This is a genomic window from uncultured Rhodoblastus sp., assembly GCF_903903185.1.
Taxonomy (GTDB): Bacteria; Pseudomonadota; Alphaproteobacteria; order Rhizobiales; family Beijerinckiaceae; genus Rhodoblastus.
Genome location: NZ_CAIUXT010000081.1, coordinates 14640 through 38970 on the forward strand (window position 1 = coordinate 14640; position 24331 = coordinate 38970).

Here is a 24331-nt window from a genome sequence, read left to right on the forward strand (position 1 = left end):
CTTTCAATCCTTGGGCAGCAGCAGGAAGAACTGGCCATGATGGCGCAATTCGCCGGCGCGCGACCCGGCCTCGTCGCCCAGCCCGAAAAAAATATCCGCGCGCGCCGCCCCGACGATGGCCGATCCGGTGTCCTGCGCGATCGTCAGGCGCTGGAACGGCTCAAGCTCGACGCTGCGCCAGGGCAGGCGGGCGTCGATATAAAAAGGCAGGCCGTAGGGCCAGATATGGGCGTCGATGGCGATGGAGCGCAATGGCGACAGCCCTACGCCGCTTCCGCCCGCCGGTTGCCGGGCCGCGTCCTTGTCGATGCTTGCGTCGAAAAACACAAAGGACCGATTGAGCCGCAGCAGATCGTCTCCGGCCTGGCCGCGCTCCAGGCCGTTGCGGCGGAGCCAGTTCACGAGCCGCCGCATGGTCATTTCGGCGGGAGGCGCCACCCCACGCTGCACCAGAACGCGGGCGATCGCCGTGTAGGGCTGGCCGTTTCGCGCAGCGAAAGACAGATGCAGGATGCGCCCGTCGTTGAGCCGCACCCGAGCCGAACCCTGCACCTGCGTCAGAAACAGATCGGCCTTGTCACGCAGATAGACTAGTTTGCGCACGCTTGGCACATGATCCAGAGCGCCGTCCTCGATGGCGGCGCGATCCGGATAGGGCGTCAGGCCGCCATCGGGTCCGCGCCGCGCGGCGGTCAGTTCGGCCAGGGCGCCGACTCGCTTGCCCTCCGGCAGCGCCGTCAAATCCGGCGGCGGGGCGTAGACCGGCGTCGGAAACTCCGCGCTCTGGACCAGCGAGCCGGCAATCTCCGGCTGATAATAGCCGGTAAAAAAAGCCTCCGGCGTATTTTCGGCGACGATGCGGAAGGGCTGGAAATTTTGTTCGAAAAAGGCGCGGGGATTTGTCGCGCTTTCTTCCGACGCCGCCACAACGCAAGCGTTCTTAAGAGCGCCTGGCCGGAGAATGGAGGTCGCGGCCGCGCGATGCGCGGGCGCGGCGCAGGATTTTAAAAATGCCCGCAAGGCTTCGCCATGCCGGTCAGCGGCAAATCCCGGCAGCGCGGCGAAGCTTGATGCCTCCAGCCGGTAGCGGGTCTCCCCGGCCTTGCAGGGCGCGACCGAAATGGCGCCGACGAGGCCGAACAAGGCCCATAGGGGGGTGAAGGCGCCGGCTATCCGGACGCCCTTGGTCCTTGCGTTCAATTCTGGCCTGCGCCGCGCGATCATTGGGCCGGCGTCGTCGCAACCAGGGTCCAATTCGGTCCGCTCGCGTCGTTGCGCCGGGCGAAGGTCCAAATGTCAACGATGTTGGATGGCTGGGTCGGATCGCCTTCGATCACCGCGCCATTGGAGGCGCGCGTCACGGTGACGAATTGCGAATCGAAACGCACGGCGATGAGGGCGTTTGGCCGCTCCACCCGCGCCTCGACGAGTTTGACCGAATTGAAGCCGACGAACGTCGTCTCCATCGTTTCGCCGCGACGCGTCCGCTCTTCGAGCGCACCCTTGAAACTGTTGAAAACCTCCTCGCTGGCGAGGGAATGTAGAGCCGCTTCATCGCCGCGCGAAAAAGCCTGCACCACCATTTCATAGGCTGCGCAGGCGCCGTCGAGGAAGGAGCGCGGCGCAAAATCGGGCTGAGCGCGCGCAATATCGTCGAGGCCGGCCCAGACCGGGCTTCCGCGGTCCGCGAATTCGGTCCAGCGCGCGTCATTGGCCGACGGCGGCGAAAGCGGCGCGGGAATCGGCGACGGGCCCGGATCGCGCTGGCCCTCCAGGCCGGTTCGTTCGCCGAGGACCGAGCGAAGCTTCCAAAGCACAAAAATCGCCAGGAAAGCGAAAATGATCATGGCCGGGTCAAGTTGCATGTCGTCGCCTCGTATTGTGGTTGGGACCGCTATTGCGCGAAAGGTCCGATCCAACCATATTGTTTGCGTCGATGGGTAACATCGTCGCGTGGCGCCAGCAAGGACGGCGCTGCAACAGAGGCCTTGGGCAGGAATCGCCGGATGATTTTAACGTCTCGATTCATTTTCGGGTTTTTCGCCTGGCTGGGGCTGGAATTCGCCGCTTTCGTCGCCGTCGCCGAGAATATAGGCTTCAGCGGCGCTCTGTTGCTCGGGATGGCGACATCGCTGGCGGGATTTGTGCTGCTGCGCCAGACCGGACAAGGCGCCATAGAACACCTGCTCGCATCCATTTCCGGGGCGCGGCCGCGAAGGGGCGACATGGTCGACGGACTGATTCGCGCCCTCGCCGCTTTCTTGCTGATTATTCCCGGTTTCATTTCCGATCTGGTCGGCCTTGCCCTGGCCGCCCCCTCTGTCCGGCAGATTCTGGCGCGCCGGTTCGGCGGGGAAGGCTTGTCAGGCGCGCCCCGCCGTCGCGAAAGCCCCGGAATCATTGATCTGGCGCCGGAAGAATGGGTTTCTTGCGATCGGCCAGTAGAGACTTTGAGGCGTTAGCGCGAGGCAGAGACGGCGTCAGCAAGGCGATCTGGCTTTTGGACCCAGCTTGCGGATTGGTTTTAGGCCATGATCGGAGCAAGTCGCTCGTGCGTCACGGTAATGATCAAGCCGCTTCCTCCGAAGAGAATTGCCGCGCCCGAGCGCCGGCGCGGCTTGTTTTCAGGTGGTGTTTCGTGCTACCGGGCGTTCAGGTTGTTGTTCGGGTCGAACATGGTATTGGTTTGCGATTGCTCGCAAGCTGGCCTTGTCCGCCGCGATTTATGACGCCGCCATCCATTACAAAGCCGAGGCGGTCTTTCGGGCCGCCGACCGGAAGGTACTCAGGAGATTTTCATGACCGATACCAACGGCGGACAGGGTAACGCCGCGCCGGCGCTGAATTGTCTGGTGCAATATTGCAAGGATCTTTCGTTCGAAAATCCGAATGCGCCGCGTTCGCTCGGCCCGCAGGAGGCCGGTCCGAACATTTCGATCCAGGTCAATGTCAACGCCAAACAGTTGGCCGAACAGGAATTCGAGGTCGAACTGCTGCTCGAAGGCTCGGCCGGAGAAGCCCCCAACCTGCTGTTCAAGTTCGAGTTGACCTATTCGGGCGTGTTCCGACTGGTGAATATTCCCGCCGAGCAGACCCATCCGGTTGTGATGATCGAATGCCCGCGCCTGCTGTTTCCCTTCGCCCGCCAGATCGTGGCGGATTCGGTGCGCAACGGCGGCTTTCCGCCACTTTATCTCGATCCGATCGATTTCGCGGCGCTCTATACGCAGCGCGTTCAACAGGCTCAAGCCCAGCCGCCGCAGCATCTTTCCTGAGTTTGGCTGATCGGACACGAAAAACCCGCCTTCCGGCGGGTTTTTTTATTTGCGCTTCACGCGACTTTACATGGTAAATCTTCCGGCGCGCCAAAATATTCTATATATCGCCCTTCGATTTCCTGGATCGGCATGACGACGAAAACGTCGGTCACGCCGAATTGACGGTCGATCACCGCGCCTTCGCCAAATTTAGCGCCAACGCGCATGTAACCCTTGACGAGCGGCGGCAGGGCGGCCAGCGCCCTTTTAGCATCGACTTCGGCCGGCGCAAGCCGATCCATCGGGGTGAATCTACCCGGCAAGGGCCGCACCCGCCATTGCGGTTCGGCTTTGGCGTGATGAAAGAGAAAACTCAATTGCGGCGCCAGTTTCGCGGGATCGGTCCCCTCCAGACTGGCGCAGCCGATCATTGCGTCGATGCGGTAATGTTTGACATAAGCCCAGATGCCGCGCCACAGCATTTCGATGGTCCGCTTGCCCCGATAATCGGCCAGAACACAGGAACGACCCAGTTCGAGGAAACGGGACTGCGGGTGCTGCGCGAGCAAGGGTCCGATATCGAATTCCTGCGCGCTGTAAAAGCCGAAATTCGCCTGCGCCACCTCTTGACGCAATAACCTGTAGGCGCCCACCACGCGCGGTTTGATCTTGCCGAAACGATTGCGCGCCGCATGGTCGATGACCAGCAGATGGTCGCAGACCCGGTCGAAGCGGCAGATATCGCGTCGCACCAGCGCCGTCGCGCCGTCGGCCGCTGCGCCGCCCTCCTCGAAGAATACTTTGAAGCGCAGTTTCTGCGCCTTGCGGATTTCGGATTTCCTGGTGGCGAGCCGGAGCTCGAGGGAGCCCGACCTGCCCAGCGACGGGCCGAGGCCGGAATGTGAAATCTTCGGCGCCCAGCCGCCGAATGGCCGCGAATGGCGCGGAGCGCTTTCCCTGGACTTCTTGGGAAGCCAGTGAATCTTCGCCGACAGACCCGCAAGTACGGTCAATCCGCTCATGCAAACACTTCCTCGAAGAGTAAAAACCCTTGAACGCCGGTCCGTTGGTATGACGTTTAATGATCGTCATGTTCGGATAGGCCCTTTATAGGGGAATTTTGAGAAAATATAGCAATCTCGATACGAAAATATGACAAATGGTCGGGCGGGGAGGTCATGACCGGTGAAATCCCGACGGGCGCGAAAGCGGGCGACAGATTTTCGCGCGACTCGAGACTTTCGACTCGCTATTTGCGCGAGTGAAGGATTGCCCGATCGCGACGGGTCGCGATTTCCGGAACGATTGCGTGGACCATCGCCTCCAGATCGATTGGCTTGGTCAGGAAGTCGTCCAGTCCCGCGCCAAACGCCGCCTGCCTGTCTTCGTCGAAGGCATTGGCGGTCAGGGCGATCATCCGCATTGGCGGAGCGCCTGCCACGGCCTCGGCGGCGCGCACCAGCCGCGCCGCTTCAAGGCCATCGAGCTTCGGCATCCGGATGTCCATCAAGACCGCATCGAATCGCGCGGCTTTGCCTTGGATAGAATTGCAGGCGAGGGCGACCGCCTCGGCGCCGTCATGGGCGCGAAAAACTTCGGCGCCGGAAATGCGCAGGCGCCGTTCGACCAGAAGCGCATTCACGTCATTGTCTTCCGCCAGCAAAATTCGGAGGCCCGCGAGGCGACGACCGTCCTCGAAGCCCTGCAAGGATCCTTCGCACCGGCTCGCGCCGACGAACTTGGAATTCAGCCTGTTCGAGAGAGATTCGAGTCTTATCGGCTTGACCAGCCATCCGTCGAAATCCTGGACGATCGCCTCGCCGAAAGCCCGCCGTTCGAACGGGGAAAACAGCACAAAGCTTTTCTTCGCGCCGACCGCCCGCGCCGCCTCGGCGAGACGTTGCGCGGCCCCCTCGCCGAAAGCGCAATCCACGATCACCAGATCAGGCGCGTCGGCGCCAAATTTTTCGAGCGCCTGCACGGCGGCGGCCTCGACCTCGGCGCGAGTGACCTCCACACCCAACTCGGCCAGACGTTCGATCAGAAATGGAGCTCCGAAAGGCGAAGCGGAGATGACCAGCGCCGATTTCCCCCTCAGGTCGGTTGAAAAATCCCGCTTCCGTTGCGTGGGCGCGCGCGGCAAGTCGATAGCGAAGGCGAAGATCGAGCCTTCCTCGCCCGCCTGTTCGAGCCGCAATTCGCCGCCCATCAAATCGACGAGCCGGCGTGAAATCGCCAGACCCAGACCCGTGCCTTCATGCCGGCGCGACGACGAGCTGTCGGCCTGTTCGAATTCGAGAAAAATGGATTGTCGCCGTTCCAGCGGAATACCGGGCCCGGTGTCGGCGACCGAAAATCGCAGACTTCCGTCGGGGAGATAGCACAGACGCAGGCCAACACCGCCCTCTCGCGTGAATTTCACGGCATTGCCGGCGAGATTGAGCAGAACCTGGCCGAGGCGCACGGCATCGCCGACGACCAGGCGCGGCGCCCGCGGATCGACCCAACTCGCGATCTCGATTCCCTTGCCCTGGGCGCGCGGCGCCAATAATTCGGCGATTCCTTCGACCAGCGCCGGGAGATCGAAAGGCGCGAACTTCAGTTCGAGCTTGCCGGCTTCGATTTTCGAGAAATCCAGAATTTCATCGATCAGCGACGAGAGTGACGCGCCAGATAGGCGAATCGCCTCCAGATAGCACGATTGCTCGGCGGTCAGGGAGGTTGAGGCCAGGAGATCGGTCATGCCCAGAATGCCGTTCAACGGCGTGCGGAACTCATGGCTGACCGTGGCAAGAAACCGCGATTTCGCCTCGTTGGCCGCTTCAGCCCTGTCGAGCGCGCCTGCCGCCGATTTCAGTTCCCAGATTTCGTCGAGCAGGCGCTCCTGCTCGATTTCCGCGCGCTCTTGAGCCCGCCTGGCGCGGCGGACCCAAACCAACGACAAGCCCATCAGGCAGAGCGTCGCCGCCGCAAGTAGGAAACCGATTGCCGCCTTCGTAAACATCGAGAGGCCAAGCCTACCAGAAAAAGATCGGGAACGAATGTAGCGCTCAACCGCTGAATCTTTCGTTGTTCAAGCGGCCCGGTGGTGGCGGTCCGAGGCGGGGCGGTAGGAGAGCGCCTCCGCCAGATGCGGCCGCAGGACATTTTTCGCGCCCTGCAGGTCGGCGATGGTCCGCGCCAGTTTGAGGATACGATGAAAGCCTCGCGCGGAAAGGCGCAGCCGCTCCGATGCGTCGCGCACCAGATTGCGCCCGCCCTCGTCCAGCGCGACGACCTGCTCGACCAAAGCGGCGGGAGCGGCCGCGTTGCAGGTCACATTCGGCTGGCCAAAGCCTTGATAGCGTTCGCGCTGAATGTCCCGCGCGGCGGCGACGCGCGCCGCCACTTCCGAAGATCCTTCCGATGGCGCGGGCAGGATCAGATCGGAAGCGCGGATGGCGGCGACCTCGAGATGGAGGTCGATGCGATCGAGCAAAGGACCCGACAAACGCGTGTGGTAAGCTTGGGCGCAGTTTTTCGGGTCGCCGCGCCGGCAGGAATATCCGGGCTCGAGCGCATGGCCGCAGCGGCAGGGATTCATCGCGGCAATCAGCTGGAACCGCGCAGGATAAACGCAGCGATGGTTGGCGCGGGCGATAGCGACCTCTCCCGTTTCCAGCGGCTGACGCAGCGCATCAAGCGCCTGCGCCTGAAATTCGGGCAGTTCGTCGAGAAACAGCACGCCATTATGCGCCAGAGAAATCTCGCCCGGTCGCGCATGGGAGCCGCCCCCGACCAGCGCGGGCATGGAGGCGGAATGATGCGGCGAGCGGAATGGACGCCGGTCGGTGAGCTGGCCTCCCGCGAGAGCCCCGGCGACCGAATGAATCATCGAAACTTCCAGCAATTCGCGGGGTGTCAGCGGCGGCAGAATGGACGGCAGGCGGGCGGCGAGCATGCTTTTGCCGGCGCCGGGCGGTCCATTGAACAACAGGTTGTGGCCGCCGGCCGCCGCGATCTCCAACGCGCGCTTGGCGCTTTCCTGCCCCTTGATGTCGCGCAGGTCCGCCAGTTCCGCGGTTGCGGCGCGGATGGCGGGCAAGGGACGCGAAAGAACCTGGGTTCCGTGAAAATGATTGGCCAGCTGAAGCAGCGATCGCGGGGCCAAAATCGGAATCTCGCCCGACGCCCAGGCGGCCTCGGGTCCACATTCGGCCGGACAGATCAAGCCACGTCCGCGCGCATTGGCCGCCACCGCGGCGGGCAGCACGCCGGCCACCGGGCTGAGCGTGCCATCGAGCGCCAGTTCGCCGAGAACCGTGAATCCATCCAGTGCGTCAAAGGGAATGGCCCCGATCGCCGCCATCACACCGAGGGCGATGGGCAAATCGTAATGACTGCCCTCCTTCGGCAGATCGGCCGGCGCGAGATTGACGGTAATGCGCTTGGGGGGGAGGGCGAGGCCCGAAGCGACCAGAGCGGAGCGGACGCGTTCGCGCGATTCGGCCACCGCCTTGTCGCCGAGGCCAACCACGTTGAAAACGACATTGCCGTTGGAAATCTGGACCTGGACATCGACGGGCCGCGCTTCAACGCCCTCGAAAGCCACCGTCGCCACGCGTACGACCATCGTCCCTCTCCCGACCGTAAGCGTAAGCTTACCCAAGGTCATTCAGGCAGGCAAGAACGTTTAACGAACATGTTTTCCGCTTGTCGGGTCATGAATTGGTTTCGCGTGGCGCGACGGGTCGTTAGGATAACCACGGAAACGTCACAAATCGAGGACGCCAATGACCGCCGGAATTCCCGCTCTTGCCCATTCTCCGCGACATATGTTCGCGGCGATCGGGCTCTTGGCGTTGCTTGCCGGGCACCCCGCCCGCGCGGCGGAGTGCGGTCGCGACGCGGCGGGATTTGACGGCTTCCTGAGCCAGATTCGCCAGGAGGCCGCCTCAGCCGGCGTGTCGCAAAGCGCGATCGATTCGGGTCTCTCCGGCGTCTCCTACAACCTTTCGGTCATTTCCCACGATCGCGGCCAGAAGGTTTTCCATCAATCTTTCGAGGAATTCTCGGGCCGGATGGTCAATGCCTTCCGCCTGCACAAAGGGGCGCAGCTATTGAGCCAGAATGCCGCGCTGTTTTCAAAAATCGAGGAAAAATATGGCGTTCCCGGTCCGGTTCTAGTCGCCATCTGGGGTCTGGAAACCGATTTCGGCGCCTATATGGGCAATTTTCCGACCATCGAATCTCTGGCGACCCTGGCCTGGGATTGTCGCCGTTCGGCGCAGTTTCGCGGCGAATTGATCGACGCGCTCAAGCTCGTCGAGCGTGGCGACATCGACCCGGTCGCCGCGCGAGGGGCCTGGGCGGGGGAAATCGGGCAGACCCAGTTCATGCCCTCGTCCTATCTGAAATACGCTGTGGATTTCGATGGCGACGGCGCCTCCGATCTCATCCACGACAAGGCCGACGTGCTCGCTTCGACCGCCAACTTTCTCCAGCAGAACGGTTGGCAAAAGGGCCAGCCCTGGGGCGAGGGAAGCGCGAATATGGAGGCCCTCCGCGCCTGGAACAAATCGTCGATCTATTCGAGGACCATCGGCTATTTTGCAGAGAAATTGACCGCCAGCCGTTGAAAATGATTTTGACCAATTCAGCGCTCTGACCCTGAGCGTCTCCGGTTGTGAAAATGTCATATTATTGTCGCGCGCGTTCGGCTATCGAGAAGCCGCAGGTCAACAGCTTCCGCCGCAATACGCCCTGGTCTGGTCTTCCCTGCCCTCGTGTGCCCCGCTTTTGAATGCAAGGACAAGCGCTTGTGCCGAACCGCGCGCCACCGACCGCCCTGGGCCGAGCTCTTGCCCCCAATCTTTTCGACCTTGCGGCGCTGGCGCTGGTGGTCGGAATCCTGGTGATCGTCGCCTACGGCGCCCATCAGGCCGACGCGCCGCTGACGGTTCTCGATTCGACGCCGATCTCGCTGGATCCTCGTAGTCTGCCGGAATACGCCTTGCGCACGACCCTGCGGATGCTTGCCGCGATCGTCGCTTCGCTCCTCTTCACCTTTGTCTATGCGACGCTCGCCGCCAAAAGCCGTCGAGCGGAAATGGTTCTGATTCCGGTGCTCGACATTCTCCAGTCGGTTCCGATTCTCGGCTTTCTGACCTTTACCGTCGTGTTTTTTATGAATCTGTTTCCAGGCCGCGTCATCGGCGCGGAACTGGCTTCGGTGTTCGCCATCTTTACCAGCCAAGCGTGGAACATGACCTTTAGCATGTACCAGTCGCTGCGCAATGTGCCCAAGGATCTGGAAGAGGCGACGCAGAGCTTCCACCTGTCGTGGTGGCGGCGTTTCTGGCGCCTCGACGTCCCCTTCGCCATGCCCGGCCTGGTATGGAACACGATGATGTCGATGTCGGGCGGCTGGTTTTTCGTCGTCGCATCGGAAGCGATCACGGTCGGCGACACCACCGTAACCCTGCCCGGAGTCGGCGCCTATGTGGCCACCGCCATCAAGGAGCAGAACCTCCCGGCGGTCGGCTATGCCGTCCTCGCCATGCTCGTCGTCATCATCATATACGATCAATTGTTGTTTCGCCCGATTGTCGCCTGGGCCGACAAGTTCCGATTCGAACAGACCGCCTCGGCGGAAGCGCCAACCTCCTGGCTACTCAATCTGTTCCGACAGACGCGTTTCCTAAGGACGCTGGCGTCGAGAATATCCGGCGCGGTCGAATCGACCACCCGCATTCGCCTGCCGCTACCCGATTTTTCGCGGCTGAAATTCAACTTCAACCTGTCCCCCCGGCTGATCGACGCCATCTGGATCGCTATGATTTTCGGAGGCGCCCTCTGGCTGGGCCTCATTGTCGTCCAGTTCATCGGGGAGACCCTGCACTGGTCCGACGTCCAGACCGCCCTCATCGACGGCTTTTACACCCTGATTCGCGTGACGGTCCTGATCGCCATCGCTTCCGCGATCTGGGTGCCGATCGGCGTCTGGATCGGCCTGCGGCCCGCAGTGGCGGAAAAAGTCCAGCCGATCGCGCAGTTCCTGGCCGCCTTTCCGGCCAATATCCTGTTCCCGGCCGCCGTGGTGCTGATCGTCCATTACGGCCTGAACGCCAATATCTGGCTCAGTCCGCTGATGGTTCTAGGCACGCAATGGTATATATTGTTCAATGTCATCGCCGGCGCGACGGCCTTTCCCGGCGATTTGAAGGAAGCGGCCACGAGCTTTCACCTGCGCGGCTGGAAATGGTGGCGCTATGTCATCCTGCCGGGAATTTTCCCTTATTACATCACCGGCGCGATCACGGCTTCGGGCGGCTCGTGGAACGCGGCCATTGTCGCGGAAGTCGCCAGTTGGGGCGACATCAAGCTCCATGCGGTGGGGCTCGGCTCCTATATCGCCAAGGCGACCGAAGACGGCGATTTCCAGCGCGTCGTGCTCGGCATCGTCGTGATGTCGATCTATGTCACCCTGTTCAATCGCCTGCTTTGGCGACCACTTTACGCTTACGCTGAAAACCGCCTGCGCCTGGGTTGAACCCCGGCTTCGGAGATCCTCATGCTCGACGTCGTCAACCCCAGCGCCAATGCGGCGCTGATCGACCTGAAAAACGTCAACCGCAGCTTCGCCAAGGCCAATGGCGACGAATTGGTCGTTCTCGAAAACGTCAATCTCACCATCAAATCCGGCGAGATCGTCGGTCTGCTCGGCCGCTCCGGCTCCGGCAAATCGACCCTGCTACGCATCATCGCCGGCCTGGTGAAGCCGTCCTCCGGCGACGCCGTCTGTCGCGGCGAGGCCATCGACGGTCCGCCGCGCGGCATCGCCATGGTCTTCCAGTCTTTTGCGCTCTTTCCCTGGCTGACCGTGCTGGAAAACGTCGAACTCGGCCTAGACGCGCTCGGGGTGGCCAAACCGGAACAGCGCAAGCGCGCCATTGCCGCGATCGACTTGATCGGCCTCGACGGTTTCGAATCGGCCTATCCCAAGGAATTGTCGGGCGGCATGCGCCAGCGCGTCGGCTTCGCCCGCGCGCTGGTCGTCCATCCCGATCTGTTGCTGATGGACGAACCCTTTTCGGCGCTCGACGTCCTGACCGCAGAAACGCTGCGCACCGACATTATCGATCTGTGGGTCGAAGGCCGCCTGCCGATGAAATCCGTGCTGATGGTCACGCATAATATCGAGGAGGCGGTGCTGATGTGCGACCGCATCCTCGTTTTTTCGTCCAATCCGGGCCGTATCGCCGCCGAATTGAAGGTCGATCTGCCGCATCCGCGCAAACGTCTCGATCCGCCCTTCCGGGCGCTGGTGGACAGCATTTACGCCCGCATGACGCAAAGGGCGGAGCCGCGTCCTTCTTCGAGCGAAGGCATTCCAGGAACCGGCGTCGGCATGGTGCTGCACCCGGTCTCCACCAATATTCTCGCCGGCCTGATCGAGGCCGTCGCCGCCGCGCCGTTCAATGGCCGCGCCGACCTGCCGGTCCTCGCCGACCGCCTGCAAATGGAGGCGGATGAATTGTTCCACCTCTCCGAAGCCTTGCAATTGCTGCGTTTCGGCATTTTGAGCGAAGGCGATTTTCTGCTGTCGGAGGCGGGTCGGGCCTTCGCCGATCTCGACACGGACGCGCGCAAGAGGATGTTTTCGCAGCATTTGATCAATTACGTGCCGATCATCAGCCTGATCCGGCGCGTCCTCGACGAGCGTCCGAGCCATTCGGCGCCGGCGGCGCGATTCCGCAATGAGCTCGAAGATTACATGTCGGAAGATTACGCCGAACTGACTCTGGAGACCGTCATTTCCTGGGCGCGCTACGCCGAGCTTTTCGCCTATGACGAAAAAGCGGAAATGTTCAGCCTCGAAAACCCGAATTGATTCGGGCCTTCAGGGGTAATTATCACTGTGGCATAGTTGTCGCCGATGGTTGGGATTTGACGCGCGCTGGCATTTTAACGAATTGCTACCGGCAGTGTTTGAGATAGGATGCGCGAGTGCGGCCCCCGCGACGAATCGGGAACCGCACTCCTGGGTGCGCCAGCTAGGGTCACCTAATGGTAACTGAGCGGGGCGGGTCTCTTTGGTAGGGGTGCCCGCCTCGTCCCATTCGTCGGCCTAACGGGGCAAGAATGTGTGATTCGGGGACAAGAGTCTCGAATTTTTGGAGGTCAATTCCACCACGTGAGCATTCGTCCACACTATCCACAATAGCTGGGGATTAATGTGAAAAACGGGGATGAAATTAAAAAAGTACTTGCCAAAGATGATGTACTTGCATCGTCAAGTCTTTTTCACGATTCGGCGGCTTTTTTCAGTGCATAAAGCGCATCCAGCGCGGCGCGCGGCGTCATTTCGTCGGGATTGAGCGCGTCGAGCGCGGCGCGCACCGAGTCGGGTTTCGCCGGCACCGGAACGCGCGGCTCCGGAACGGCGAACAGCGGCAGATCGGCGACGAGTCGCTCGACCGGCGCACGGCGGTCGGTCTGCTCCAGTTCGGCCAGAATATGGCGGGCGCGCTCGACGACATTTGGCGGCAGCCCGGCAAGCCGCGCCACCTGCACGCCATAGGAACGGTCCGCGGCGCCTTTCGCCACTTCATGCAGGAAGACCACTTCGCCATTCCAGTCGGTCACGCGCATGCAGAGATTGGCGAGGCGGGGCAGGCGCTCGCCGAGATGAGTCAATTCGTGAAAATGGGTGGCGAAAAGCGCCCTGGCGCGATTGGATTCGTGCAGATGCTCCATCACCGCCCAGGCGATGGAAAGGCCGTCATAGGTCGCCGTGCCGCGCCCGATTTCGTCGAGGATGACGAGCGATCTTTCACTCGCCTGATTGAGAATGGAGGCGGTTTCGACCATTTCGACCATGAAGGTCGAGCGTCCGCGCGCCAGATCGTCCGACGCGCCGACACGCGAGAACAGCCGGTCGATCGCGCCGATCCGCGCCTTTTTCGCCGGGACGAAGGAGCCGATCTGCGCAAGCACCGCGATCAGCGCGTTCTGGCGTAAAAACGTCGATTTTCCCGCCATGTTCGGTCCGGTGACGACGGCGATCTTGCCGCCGGATCGGGCTCGATCCTTGCCAATTTTTCCCGTCAGATCGCAATCGTTGGGCACGAAGGCCACGCCGCGCGAACGCAAGGCCTCCTCGACCACCGGATGCCTGCCGCCGATAATCTCGAAATCGAGACTTTCATCGACTTTGGGCCGAACCCAGTCCGCGTCGGCGGCGGTTTCGGCGAGCGCGGCGAGCACGTCGACGGCCGCCAGCGCCTTGGCCACTGCCTCGATTTCCGCCGCGCGAGCCTGCGATTGCGCCGCCAGGAGATCGAACAGCGACCGTTCCAGCGCGAGCGCCTCGCCGGCGGCATTGGCGATTTTTCCCGCCAGCTCCGCCAGTTCGCTCGTCGAGAAGCGCATGGCGTCGGCCATGGTCTGGCGGTGAATAAAGGTCGCATCGAGCGGCGGCCGCAACAGTTTCTCGCCCTGCGCCTGCGCGACCTCGATGAAATAGCCGAGGAAATTATTGTGTTTGATCTTGAGCTGGCGGGTTTCCGCCAACTCGCAATATTTGCCTTGCAAGGCCGCGACAACGCGACGGCTTTCGTCGCGCAGCGCCCGGATCTCATCGAGCCGGGCCTCGAAAACGGCGCGGATGAAACCCCCGTCGCGCCGGTCCAGCGGCAATTGGTCGGCGAGCGCCGCGCCAAGGTTTTGCGGCAGGGTCAGATCGACGCCGGCCTGAAAACCCGACGCCTTGGCCAGCAGATAGGGCGGATTTTTCGCCTGCAATCGAAGCCCGCAATCGCGCGCGGCAAACAGGCCGTCGCGCAAGGCCGCGAGATCGCGCGGACCGCCGCGCTCCAGAGCCAGCCGCCCCAAGGCCCGCATCATGTCCGGAACGCCCTTCAGACTTTGCCTTATATCGTTTCGCAGAATCGGGTCCTCGACAAAAAAGGCGACGGCGTCCTGCCTTGCGACGATTTTCGCGCTGTCGCGCAAAGGCGCCGCCAGCCATTCGGCCAGCAGGCGGGCGCCGGGTGGCGTCGCCGTGCGGTCGAGCGTGGCGAGCAGCGAACCGGCGCGCTGGCCGGCAAGCGTGCGCGCCAGTTCGAGACTGGCGCGCGTCGCGGCGTCGATTTGCATGGTCTGCTGGATTTGCGCGCGACTGGGATGCGACAGGCGGGGACGCGCCGAAAACTGCGTTCGCTCGACATAGGCGACGGCGAGACCGGCGGCGTTGATTTCGGCGCGGGTCAGCGGACCGAAACCGTCGAGAGTCGCCACGCCGTAAAACGCGAGCAGACGCCGTTCCGCGACCGCGCCTTCGCCGCTCGCGCGGCCGAGCGGCGTGATCGAGGCGCCCGTCTCCTTGAGGAGCCGCGCCAGGCCTTCGTCGGCGAGCAGCGCGTCCTGGGCGACGATTTCGCGGGGCTCCAGCCGAGCCAGCAAGGCCGCGAGGCCGCTGACATCCGTCTCGAAAACCTCGAACACGCCGGTCGAAATATCGACGGCGGCGAGGCCGAACAGCCAGTTGGCCTCATTGAGGCGCTGGCGGGAGAGCGCCACGAACAGATTGGCGCGGCCCGGTTCGAGCAGCCTTTCCTCGGTCAAGGTGCCGGGCGTCACCAGCCGGACGACATCGCGGCGCACCACCGATTTGGGTCCGCGTTTGCGCGCCTCGGCGGGGTCCTCGACCTGTTCGCAGACGGCGACGCGATGACCCGAGGCGATCAGGCGTTGCAGATAATCGTCCGACCGCTCGATCGGAACCCCGCACATCGGAATGTCCTCGCCGAGATGCTTTCCCCTTTTTGTCAGCACGATGCCCAGACTGCGCGACGCGATTTCGGCGTCCTCGAAAAAAAGCTCGTAAAAGTCACCCATGCGGTAAAACAGCAGACAGCGCGGATTGGCGGCCTTGATTTCGAGATATTGCGCCATCATCGGCGTCACGCGCTCGCCGGGGTCGGCTTTTTGTTTTGCCAACTCCTTGTCTTTCGACCGCAGAGGGGTTTTAACGACGCCATCCGGTCGTTCTGACTCGCCATCCGTCGCCACGTCGGGCCTGTCCATGTCGCTCATCTTTTCCCCGATCCGCGCTGAGGAACGAAGCTAGCAAAGCCGCGCCCGCCCCGCATCCCGCATCCTTCATGACCGCCCGGTTTTCCCAAGTCTTTCCGACTTGGCTGGGGAAAGCGACAGCGCAAAGTCATGAGAGTCCGCCATTTTATCTAAAGGACTGCTTGTGAACTGCCGCATGGCGCGGCTAAGTTCGCGTCTTACATTCGAGCCAAATTGAGATCGCCCATGTCCGACATCCTGCCGAACCGCAGCGCGCGGCCGACCTTTACGGATCAGGAAGCGCTGCTATTCCATTCCCGTGGCAGGCCTGGCAAATTTCAGATCGCGCCAACCAAGCCGATGGCGACTCAACGCGACCTTTCGCTGGCCTATTCACCGGGGGTCGCCGTGCCGGTGCACGCCATCGCCGAGGATCCTTCCAAGGCCTATGACTACACCGTCAAGGGCAATCTGGTCGCCGTGATCACCAATGGCACGGCGATTCTGGGGTTGGGCAATCTCGGCGCGCTGGCCTCCAAACCGGTAATGGAGGGCAAATCGGTCCTGTTCAAGCGGTTTGCCGACGTCGATTCAATCGATCTCGAACTGGATACGGAAGACCCGGACGAATTCATCAACGCCGTCCGCTTCCTTGGGCCGACCTTCGGCGGCATCAACCTCGAAGACATCAAGGCGCCGGAATGTTTCATCATTGAGGAGCGCTTGCGCGAATTGATGGACATTCCCGTCTTTCACGACGACCAGCACGGGACCGCAATCATCGCCGCCGCCGGCATGATCAACGCCATACATCTCACCGGCCGCGACATCCGCAAGACCAAACTGGTCTGCAACGGCGCTGGCGCGGCGGGCATCGCTTGCCTCGACCTGATCAAGGCCATCGGCTTCGCGCCGGAAAACGTCACCCTTTGCGACACCAAGGGCGTGGTCTATCGGGGTCGCGCCGAAGGCATGAACCAATGGAAATCGGCCCATGCCGTCGAGACCGACCGGCGCACCCTCGCCGAGGCGATGGAGGACGCGGATATTTTCTTCGGCCTTTCCGCCAAAGGCGCTCTTACGCAGGACATGGTCCGGTCGATGGCCGCCAATCCGATCATTTTCGCGATGGCCAATCCCGATCCGGAGATCACGCCGGAGGACGCCCATGCGGTGCGTCCCGACGCCATCGTCGCCACCGGACGGTCGGATTATCCCAACCAGGTCAATAATGTCCTCGGCTTTCCCTATATTTTTCGTGGCGCGCTCGACGTGCGGGCCAAGACCATCAACATGGAGATGAAGATCGCGGCGGCGCACGCCCTCGCCCAACTCGCGCGCGAGGACGTGCCCGACGACGTAGCCCGCGCCTATCAAGGGGAACGTCCCCGGTTCGGCCGGGATTATCTGATCCCGGTACCCTTCGACCCCCGGCTGATCTCCGTGGTGCCGCCGGCCATCGCCCAGGCCGCAATGGATACGGGCGTGGCGCAAAAGCCGATCGTCGACATGCAAGCCTATCGCGCCGAACTCTCGGCGCGGCGCGATCCGGTCGCCGGCCTGATGCAATCGATCATGGACCGGGTGAAGCGCAATCCCAAGCGCGTGGTTTTCGCCGAAGGCGAGGAAGAACAGGTCATTCGCGCCGCCCTGACCTTTGTCAACCAGGGGCTCGGATCGGCCCTTCTGGTCGGACGCGTGACGCGCGTGACCGAAGCCGCCGCGCGGGCCGGTCTCGAACTCGACGAAAAACTCATCGAAATTCACAACGCCCGCATTTCCCCGCACACCAATGCCTATGCGCAGACGCTTTACGAGCGCCTGCAACGCAGAGGCTTTCTGGTTCGCGATTGCCAGCGCATCATCAACAACGATCGCAACCATTTTGCCGCGGCCATGGTCGCCGCCGGCGACGCCGACGCCATGGTGACCGGCGTCACCCGCAATTTTTCGATCACGCTCGAAGAAGTCCAGCGTGTGATCGACACCAGGCCCGGTCGTCGGCTGATCGGCGTGTCGCTGATTCTGGCGCGTGGTCGCCCGATCTTCGTCGCCGACACCGCCATCACCGAAATGCCGGAAGCCGAGGATCTCGCCGAAATCGCGATCGAGGCCGCCGGCTTCGCCCGCAGCCTCGGCTATGAGCCGCGAGTAGCTCTATTGGCCTTTTCCAACTTTGGCCATCCGCCAGGCGATCGTTCGAAAAGGGTCAAGGACGCCGTTCGGCTGCTCGACCAACGCCGCGTCGACTTCGAATATGACGGCGAAATGGCCGCCGACGTGGCGCTCAACAAGGAGGCCATGGCGCTCTATCCTTTTTGCCGCCTGACCGACACCGCCAATGTCCTGATCATGCCGGCCTATCATTCGGCTTCGATTGCGACCAAAATGCTGCTGGAGCTTGGGGGAGCGACCGTCATCGGACCCATGCTGGTCGGCCTCGACAAGTCCGTCCAGGTCGTCCAGCTCGGCGGCAAGGATTCGGACATCGTCAATATGGCGGCCCTCGCGGCCTTCAACGCAGAAGCTTGATTTCTCCGTATTTTTTTTGGGCCGTTCCGACCCATAGACCCGGCGGGCTTGCGCCTTGAGCGCGTGCGCCTATAGTCGCGCCGATTTTTCCAGTGGATCCCAAGCCCCATGCTGAAACCCGAAAACTGTGTCAAACGAGTCGTCCTCGCCTATTCCGGCGGCCTCGACACCTCGATCATCCTGAAATGGCTGCAGACGACCTATGGCTGCGAGGTGGTCACTTTCACCGCCGATCTCGGGCAGGGCGAGGAACTGGAGCCGGCCCGCCAAAAGGCGGAATTGCTGGGCATCAAGCCGGAAAATATTTTCATTGAGGATCTGCGCGAGGAATTCGTGCGCGACTACGTCTTTCCGATGTTTCGCGCCAACGCACAATATGAAGGACTGTATCTGCTCGGCACGTCCATCGCGCGCCCGCTGATTTCCAAACGCCAGATCGAAATCGCGCGCGAAGTCGGGGCCGACGCGGTCTGCCATGGCGCCACCGGCAAGGGCAATGACCAGGTCCGGTTCGAACTCGCCTATTATGCGCTGGAGCCCGACATCAAGGTCATCGCGCCCTGGCGCGAGTGGAATCTGACCTCGCGCACCGCCCTGATCGACTTCGCGGAAAAGCATCAGATTCCAATTTCGAAAGACAAGCGCGGCGAATCGCCGTTCTCGACCGACGCCAATCTTCTGCACACGTCTTCGGAGGGCAAGGTGCTGGAAGACCCGGCGCAGGAGACGCCCGATTATGTCTATTCGCGCTCGGTCGATCCCGAACAGGCGCCTGACAAGGCGACCTATATCTCGATCGATTTCGAAAGCGGCGATCCGGTCGCCATCGACGGCGAAAGGCTTTCCCCCGCCCAACTCCTGACAAGGCTCAACGAACTCGGCCGAATCAATGGCGTCGGCCGTCTCGATCTGGTCGAAAACCGTTTCGTCGGCATGAAATCGCGCGGCATGTATGAAACGCCAGGAGGAACCATCCTCTATTTCGCCCATCGCGGCATCGAATCGATCACGCTCGACAGGGGCGCGGCGCATCTCAAGGATGAGCTTATGCCCAAATATGCCGAGCTCATCTACAACGGTTTCTGGTTTTCGCCCGAACGCGAACTGCTGCAGGGCCTGATCGACAAAAGCCAGGAAAAGGTCTGCGGCCGGGTGCGCGTGAAACTCTACAAGGGCAATGTCGCGGTGGTGGGCCGCGAAAGCGCCTATTCGCTCTACGATCAGGATCTCGTGACCTTCGAGGAGGGCGCCGTCGCCTATGATCATCGCGACGCAGCCGGCTTCATCAAGCTCAATGCGCTGCGGTTGCGCACGCTGGCGAAGCGCGAGCGCAAGCTTTCGAAAATTTGATGGACGCCGGCTGCGTCGCCGGGATGCAACGGCTTCGGCGACGCCGCAATATTGACGCGAGTCCCTGATTTTTTGCTCCCCGAAAGACTTTCGCACGCGAGGAGCAATGCGCCGCATTCAGCTTTTGCTCATAGCCCTGGGAACCGGATTGGCGGCGTTAACCACGGTCGGTCTCTATTTTTATGAGCGGCCGACTGTTTTGACGGTTGCAGTCCCGCGCGGCGGGGAGTCGCAGAAGCTTTTCGTGGCGCTCAATCAGGAAATGATCAAGACGCGCGCCGATCTTCGTTTTCGTCTGGTCCCGGCGATTGATGTGCGGGCTGCGGCCAAGGCAATGGCGGAGGGCGGCGTCGATCTCGCCGTTGTGCGTTCCGACGTCGCCATGCCGACCAATGCCGCGACAGCGTTGATCCTTTCCCACCAATTCGCGATGATCGCCGCCCCTCATGGCGCGGGCTTTGCCAACTTCTCCGATCTCAAAGGCAAGCGCGTCGCCATCGTCGCGTCGGAAAATTCGGGAGACGCCAATCAAAAATTGCTTGAAACGATCGAAATGCAATATTCGCTTCCGCCTGACGCCATCGACCGGAAATTGGTGGATCTCGCCGGTTTGCCCGAATTGCTTCATGCCGGGGAAATCGACGCGGTCCTCGCCTTTGGAGCTTTCGATTCGCCTCAAATAGCAGAAATCATTCAGCTTTTATCGAACCATGCAACGCCGCCGCATGCGCCCGACTTCATTCCCATTCACGAAGCCGCCGCCATCGCCAAACGCTTTCCAGGTTTGGAAGCGACGGAAATCTTGCGCGGCGCTTTCGGCGGCTCGCCTTCCCGTCCGATGGAAAATGTCGAAACCATTGGAGGGACGCTCCGCCTCGTCGCGAGCAACGACCTCGCCAATGCGACGGTCAGCGACCTCACCAGTCTCATTCTCGCCAACAGGGCGGCGGCGGCGACGACCGCGCCCCTCGCCAATCGGATCGAAGCGCCCGAAACCGACAAGGGTGGGGTTTTGCCGACCCATCCCGGCTCCGCAGCCTTTCTCGATGGCGAACAGGAGACCTTTTTCGAGAAATACAGCGACATGATCTATATTGGCGCGATGATCGGCAGCGTGCTGATCTCGAGCTTGGCGGCGCTTGCCAGCCGCATGACGGTGCGCGGCTATGCGCGTTTCGACCTGCTGATGGAGCAGGCCCTCACCATATTGAAGGCGGGACGCGAAGCCACGGATGCGGAAACCTTGAATCGCCTGGAGCTGGAAATCGATGAAATTCTGACGCACTCGCTCGCCGCAGCGCAAATGCCGAAGCTCGACGGACATCAGCTGGCTGCCTTGACTTTGGCGGTGCAACAGGCGCGACTGGCGATCGCCGACCGTCGCGTCGAGCTCGCACGGCGTTTGCTGGAAACCAACGCCAAACTTCGGCCTGAAGCGTAACATTTTCAAATTCGACGTCGCAGCCCTTTCGCTGCGCGGGTTTTCAAATTGGCCCTTTTCGTATAGAGCAAGCCGCAGCTGTTCTTCGTCGCGCAAATTGCCGTCATGGTCGTGTCATGGACTAACCGTCTTTGACGACAACGACTTTTTCGCGTGGCGGCATTTGGCGCGGCGCGCTTTTCGCCAGAGCCTTTCTTTCCCAAGCCAATCCGGGACGGAAACCTCTCACCTTTTTTCAACGCCTATCCAATCCGGAAAGCTTGCTTCTTTTCGCGGGTAAGCACCAAAAGTCCAGGCTCCCATGAAGCTTCGCAACATCGCCATCATCGCCCACGTCGACCACGGCAAAACCACCCTCGTCGATCAATTGCTGCGCCAGTCGGGCGCGTTCCGCGACAACCAGCGCGTCGTCGAACGCGTCATGGACTCCAATGACCTCGAAAAAGAACGCGGCATCACCATTCTGGCCAAGGCGACTTCGATCGTCTGGAAAGACACCCGCATCAATATCGTCGATACGCCCGGCCATGCCGATTTCGGCGGCGAAGTCGAACGCATTCTATCGATGGTCGATGGCGCCATCGTTCTCGTCGATGCCGCCGAAGGACCGATGCCGCAGACCAAATTCGTCGTCGGCAAGGCGCTGAAGATTGGCTTGCGCCCGATTGTGGCGATCAACAAGGTCGATAAGCCCGACGCGCGGCCGAGCGAAGTCATCAACGAGGTTTTCGATCTTTTCGCCGCCCTCGACGCCGACGACGAACAACTCGATTTCCCGATTCTCTATGGTTCATCGAAACAGGGCTGGATGGCGGAAAGCCCCGACCGTCCTACAGAAGACATGGCGACCTTGTTCGATCTCGTGCTCAAACATGTGCCCGCGCCAACCGTCCAGGAGGGAGGCTTTCGCATGCTCGGCACCTTGCTTGAAGCCAATCCCTACCTTGGCCGCATAGTCACGGGTCGCGTCTTCGCCGGCTCGGTCAAGCCGAACCAGGCGGTGAAAGTGCTAGATCGCAAGGGTAATGTCGTCGAACAGGGCCGGGTTTCGAAAATTCTCGCCTTCCGCGGCATTGAACGCCAGCCCATCGACGAAGCCGAAGCCGGCGACATCGTCGCCATCGCCGGTCTCGAAAAATTCAACGTCGCCGACACACTTTGCGCCACCGACGTCACCGAGCCGCTTCAGGCGCAGCCGATCGACCCGCCAACCCTGTCGATGACTTTCCTGGTCAATGATTCGCCATTGGCGGGCACCGAAGGCGACAAGGTGACCAGCCGCGTCATCCGCGACCGCCTATACAAGGAAGCCGAAGGCAATGTCGCGCTCAAGATCGAGGATTCTCCGGGATCGGATTCGTTCATCGTTTCCGGCCGCGGCGAATTGCAGCTCGCGATTTTGATCGAGACCATGCGCCGCGAAGGCTTCGAACTCGGCATTTCCCGTCCCCGCGTCGTCTTCCAGAAAGCCGAGGACGGCTCGCGGCTTGAGCCGATCGAAGAAGTGGTGATCGACGTCGATGAAGAGTTCTCCGGCGTCGTCGTGCAGAAAATGTCGGAACGCAAGGCGGATATGATCGAAATGCGCCCGTCGGGCGGCAATCGCCTGCGGCTGGTCTTCCATGCCCCGACGCGCGGACTGCTGGGTTATCAAGGTGAATTGCTTACCGATACGCGCGGCACTGCGATCATGAACCGGTTGTTTCATGATTACGCGCCCTACAAGGGCGACATCCAGGGCCGGCGCAATGGCGTCCTGATCTCCAATGACGCCGGCGAATCCGTAGCCTACGCCATGTGGAACCTCGAAGATCGCGGTCCGATGATGATCGATCCGGGATCGAAGGTCTATGCCGGAATGATCATCGGCCAGCACACGCGCGAAAACGACCTTGAAGTCAACGTGCTGAAAGGCAAGAAGTTGACCAACGTTCGCGCGGCGGGCAAGGATGAGGCGGTCAAGCTGACGCCTCCGATCCGGATGACACTGGAAAAGTCGCTCGCCTATATCGAGGATAATGAATTGGTCGAGGTCACGCCGAAGTCGATACGCCTCCGCAAGACCATTCTCGATCCCAACGATCGCAAGCGCGCCGACAGGTCGAAAGAGCAAATCGCCTGAGGTTTGGGGCCGCAAGGGGAAAACATCGGCTGTGGCGAAGATTCAGCCCTTTCGTCGCCCCGGCCGCCAAAACCAGGTCATATTCCAAAGAAAATGCGTTAATTTTCGGAAATGAACAGGCGGTCAAAAAAGGCTTCAGGCCTCTCGCTGTTTCCAGGAAACAACAAGGGGCCCGAAGAAGCAAAATGGAAACAAGCGCTTACACGACGCAATTTGGGCAGGACGCCCGCCGGCTGCGCATTGATACTTTATCGAGACTGCGCTGGCTGGCCTTGTGCGGGCAATTGGCGACGGTGCTCGCAACCTCCATGGTGTTGCAATTTCCGGTTCCGCTTGCGCTCTGTCTCAGCGTCATCGGCATTTCAGCGCTGCTAAACTTGGCGTTTAATTTTCTGGCGCCCAAGAGCCTGCGATTGGCCGACGCTCCGGCGACCGCTCTGCTGGTTTTCGACGTCTTGCAATTGGCCGCTTTGCTTTATCTCACGGGAGGGCTTGAAAATCCCTTCGCCATTCTTTTCCTCGCCCCAGTCACCATCGCCGCAGTCTCGCTGCCTCCCCGAAAAATCGTGCTGATTGCGGTTCTGACCGCGCTTGCTGCGAGCATCCTGGCCCTCCAGCACCTGCCCTTGCCCTGGTACAGCGGCCAAAAGATCGATTTGCCCCGGCTTTACCGACTGGGTCTATGGTTGGCGCTGATGGTCGCTTGCGCCTTCATCTGCGTTTACGCATCGCGCGTCGCGGGGGAGGCCCGCTCTCTGAGCCACGCTTTGACAGCGGCGGAGCTGGTTTTGGAGCGTCAAAACCATCTTTCCCAGATCGATGGCCTCGCCGCCGCCGCTGCTCATGAACTGGGCACGCCCTTGGCGACGATTACGCTGGTGACGCGGGAGTTGACCCGCGCTTCCCTGCCGCCGGAATTCACGGATGATCTCGCGCTGCTCACGCAGGAGGTCCAGCGGTGCCGGGAAATTCTGGGACGGCTGACTTCGCTCGCAGCCGAAGAGCCCGGGCATTTCGGCCAGACAAGATTAAGCCTGCTGCTCGAACAAATCGTCGCGCCGTATCGGCGCGGTCCCGTCGAAATTTTCATCGACGCGAAGGGAGAAGGAAACGAGCCTTCGATCGCCCATAGTCCTGCGATCACCTACGGAATCGGCAATTTCCTCGAGAACGCCGTCGATTTCGCGAGGAAAACCGTGACCATCGACGCCCGATGGACTCAATCGTTCGTGCAAATCGTCATCCTCGACGATGGCCCGGGCTTTTCCTCCGAAATCGTCGGCCGCATCGGCGACCCTTATGTCACCAGCGGCGCCGACCGGCGCCAGAAATCAGAAGAAGGCTCGGGCCTCGGCCTGGGCGTATTCATCGCCAAAACCCTGCTGGAGCGAACCGGCGCGGAAATTAGATTTTCCAACCGCGAAATGGGCGGAGCGAGCGTGCAACTCGAATGGCGTCACGGTCGTTTCGAAAACTGGACTCTGTAGACCGATGCGCAAAACGACCGGTTGTTCGCCGTCGAAATCGGACTTCAAATTCATAACCGGTCGTTAGAACTGAAAAATTTGCATC

Annotated in this window: 16 protein-coding genes; 10 read left to right on the plus strand and 6 right to left on the minus strand. The window is 61.5% G+C overall.

What is annotated here, in order from left to right; all coding sequences use genetic code 11:
• Positions 1-3: 3 nt before the first annotated feature.
• The gene (locus QZY01_RS07900; protein ID WP_294535543.1) at positions 4-1200 is read right to left on the minus strand and encodes a murein transglycosylase A; all 1197 of its coding nucleotides are present in this window, start codon (positions 1198-1200) and stop codon (positions 4-6) included.
• Positions 1201-1220: 20 nt separating this feature from the next.
• Positions 1221-1865 (minus strand): Tim44/TimA family putative adaptor protein, encoded by a 645-nt coding sequence (locus QZY01_RS07905; protein WP_294535546.1) that lies wholly within the window; start codon positions 1863-1865, stop codon positions 1221-1223.
• Positions 1866-2006: 141 nt separating this feature from the next.
• Between QZY01_RS07905 and QZY01_RS07910 the strand changes: the two genes are divergently transcribed.
• Positions 2007-2462, plus strand: coding sequence for an FxsA family protein (locus QZY01_RS07910; RefSeq protein ID WP_294535549.1), 456 nt, complete (start codon positions 2007-2009; stop codon positions 2460-2462).
• A 336-nt stretch (positions 2463-2798) separates the two neighbouring features.
• On the plus strand, positions 2799-3275 hold the full coding sequence (gene secB, locus QZY01_RS07915) for a protein-export chaperone SecB (RefSeq protein WP_294535551.1): 477 nt from the start codon (positions 2799-2801) through the stop codon (positions 3273-3275).
• A gap of 56 nt (positions 3276-3331) precedes the next feature.
• Here the strand turns inward: secB and QZY01_RS07920 are convergent, their stop codons facing one another.
• The 3 genes from QZY01_RS07920 to QZY01_RS07930 form a co-directional block, all read right to left on the minus strand.
• Positions 3332-4279 carry a GNAT family N-acyltransferase gene (locus QZY01_RS07920; RefSeq protein ID WP_294535554.1) on the minus strand — a complete coding sequence of 316 codons (948 nt, stop codon included), beginning with the start codon at positions 4277-4279 and terminating at the stop codon, positions 3332-3334.
• Between the two features lie 227 nt (positions 4280-4506).
• Entirely contained in the window at positions 4507-6261 is a 1755-nt protein-coding gene (locus tag QZY01_RS07925) for an ATP-binding protein (protein WP_294535558.1), read from the minus strand.
• 69 nt (positions 6262-6330) lie between these two features.
• The gene (locus QZY01_RS07930; RefSeq protein WP_294535561.1) at positions 6331-7869 is read right to left on the minus strand and encodes a YifB family Mg chelatase-like AAA ATPase; all 1539 of its coding nucleotides are present in this window, start codon (positions 7867-7869) and stop codon (positions 6331-6333) included.
• A 160-nt stretch (positions 7870-8029) separates the two neighbouring features.
• Here QZY01_RS07930 and QZY01_RS07935 point away from each other — a divergent pair, with 160 nt between their 5' ends.
• The 3 genes from QZY01_RS07935 to QZY01_RS07945 all read left to right on the plus strand — a co-directional run bounded on the left by QZY01_RS07935 (position 8030) and on the right by QZY01_RS07945 (position 12129).
• Positions 8030-8875 (plus strand): lytic murein transglycosylase, encoded by an 846-nt coding sequence (locus tag QZY01_RS07935; RefSeq protein WP_294535563.1) that lies wholly within the window; start codon positions 8030-8032, stop codon positions 8873-8875.
• 182 nt (positions 8876-9057) lie between these two features.
• Complete coding sequence (locus tag QZY01_RS07940) at positions 9058-10788, plus strand: ABC transporter permease subunit (RefSeq protein WP_294535566.1); 1731 nt, start codon at positions 9058-9060, stop codon at positions 10786-10788.
• Positions 10789-10809: 21 nt separating this feature from the next.
• Positions 10810-12129, plus strand: coding sequence for a nitrate/sulfonate/bicarbonate ABC transporter ATP-binding protein (locus QZY01_RS07945; RefSeq protein ID WP_294535569.1), 1320 nt, complete (start codon positions 10810-10812; stop codon positions 12127-12129).
• Between the two features lie 413 nt (positions 12130-12542).
• Here QZY01_RS07945 and mutS read toward each other — a convergent pair whose 3' ends face one another.
• Positions 12543-15197: a DNA mismatch repair protein MutS gene (mutS, locus tag QZY01_RS07950; RefSeq protein WP_294535630.1), complete on the minus strand. Its 2655-nt coding sequence runs from the start codon at positions 15195-15197 to the stop codon at positions 12543-12545.
• Positions 15198-15560: 363 nt separating this feature from the next.
• On the opposite strand from mutS, the gene QZY01_RS07955 reads away from it, so the two are divergent.
• The 5 genes from QZY01_RS07955 (at position 15561) to QZY01_RS07975 (ending at position 24246) form a co-directional block, all read left to right on the plus strand.
• Positions 15561-17846 carry an NADP-dependent malic enzyme gene (locus QZY01_RS07955; RefSeq protein WP_294535572.1) on the plus strand — a complete coding sequence of 762 codons (2286 nt, stop codon included), beginning with the start codon at positions 15561-15563 and terminating at the stop codon, positions 17844-17846.
• Between the two features lie 108 nt (positions 17847-17954).
• Positions 17955-19196, plus strand: a complete 1242-nt coding sequence (locus QZY01_RS07960; RefSeq protein WP_294535574.1) for an argininosuccinate synthase — start codon at positions 17955-17957, stop codon at positions 19194-19196.
• 106 nt (positions 19197-19302) lie between these two features.
• Positions 19303-20637 carry a TAXI family TRAP transporter solute-binding subunit gene (locus QZY01_RS07965; RefSeq protein WP_294535576.1) on the plus strand — a complete coding sequence of 445 codons (1335 nt, stop codon included), beginning with the start codon at positions 19303-19305 and terminating at the stop codon, positions 20635-20637.
• Between the two features lie 301 nt (positions 20638-20938).
• Positions 20939-22759, plus strand: a complete 1821-nt coding sequence (gene typA, locus QZY01_RS07970) for a translational GTPase TypA (protein ID WP_294535578.1) — start codon at positions 20939-20941, stop codon at positions 22757-22759.
• A gap of 185 nt (positions 22760-22944) precedes the next feature.
• Positions 22945-24246 (plus strand): ActS/PrrB/RegB family redox-sensitive histidine kinase, encoded by a 1302-nt coding sequence (locus tag QZY01_RS07975; protein WP_294535581.1) that lies wholly within the window; start codon positions 22945-22947, stop codon positions 24244-24246.
• Positions 24247-24331: the final 85 nt, after the last annotated feature.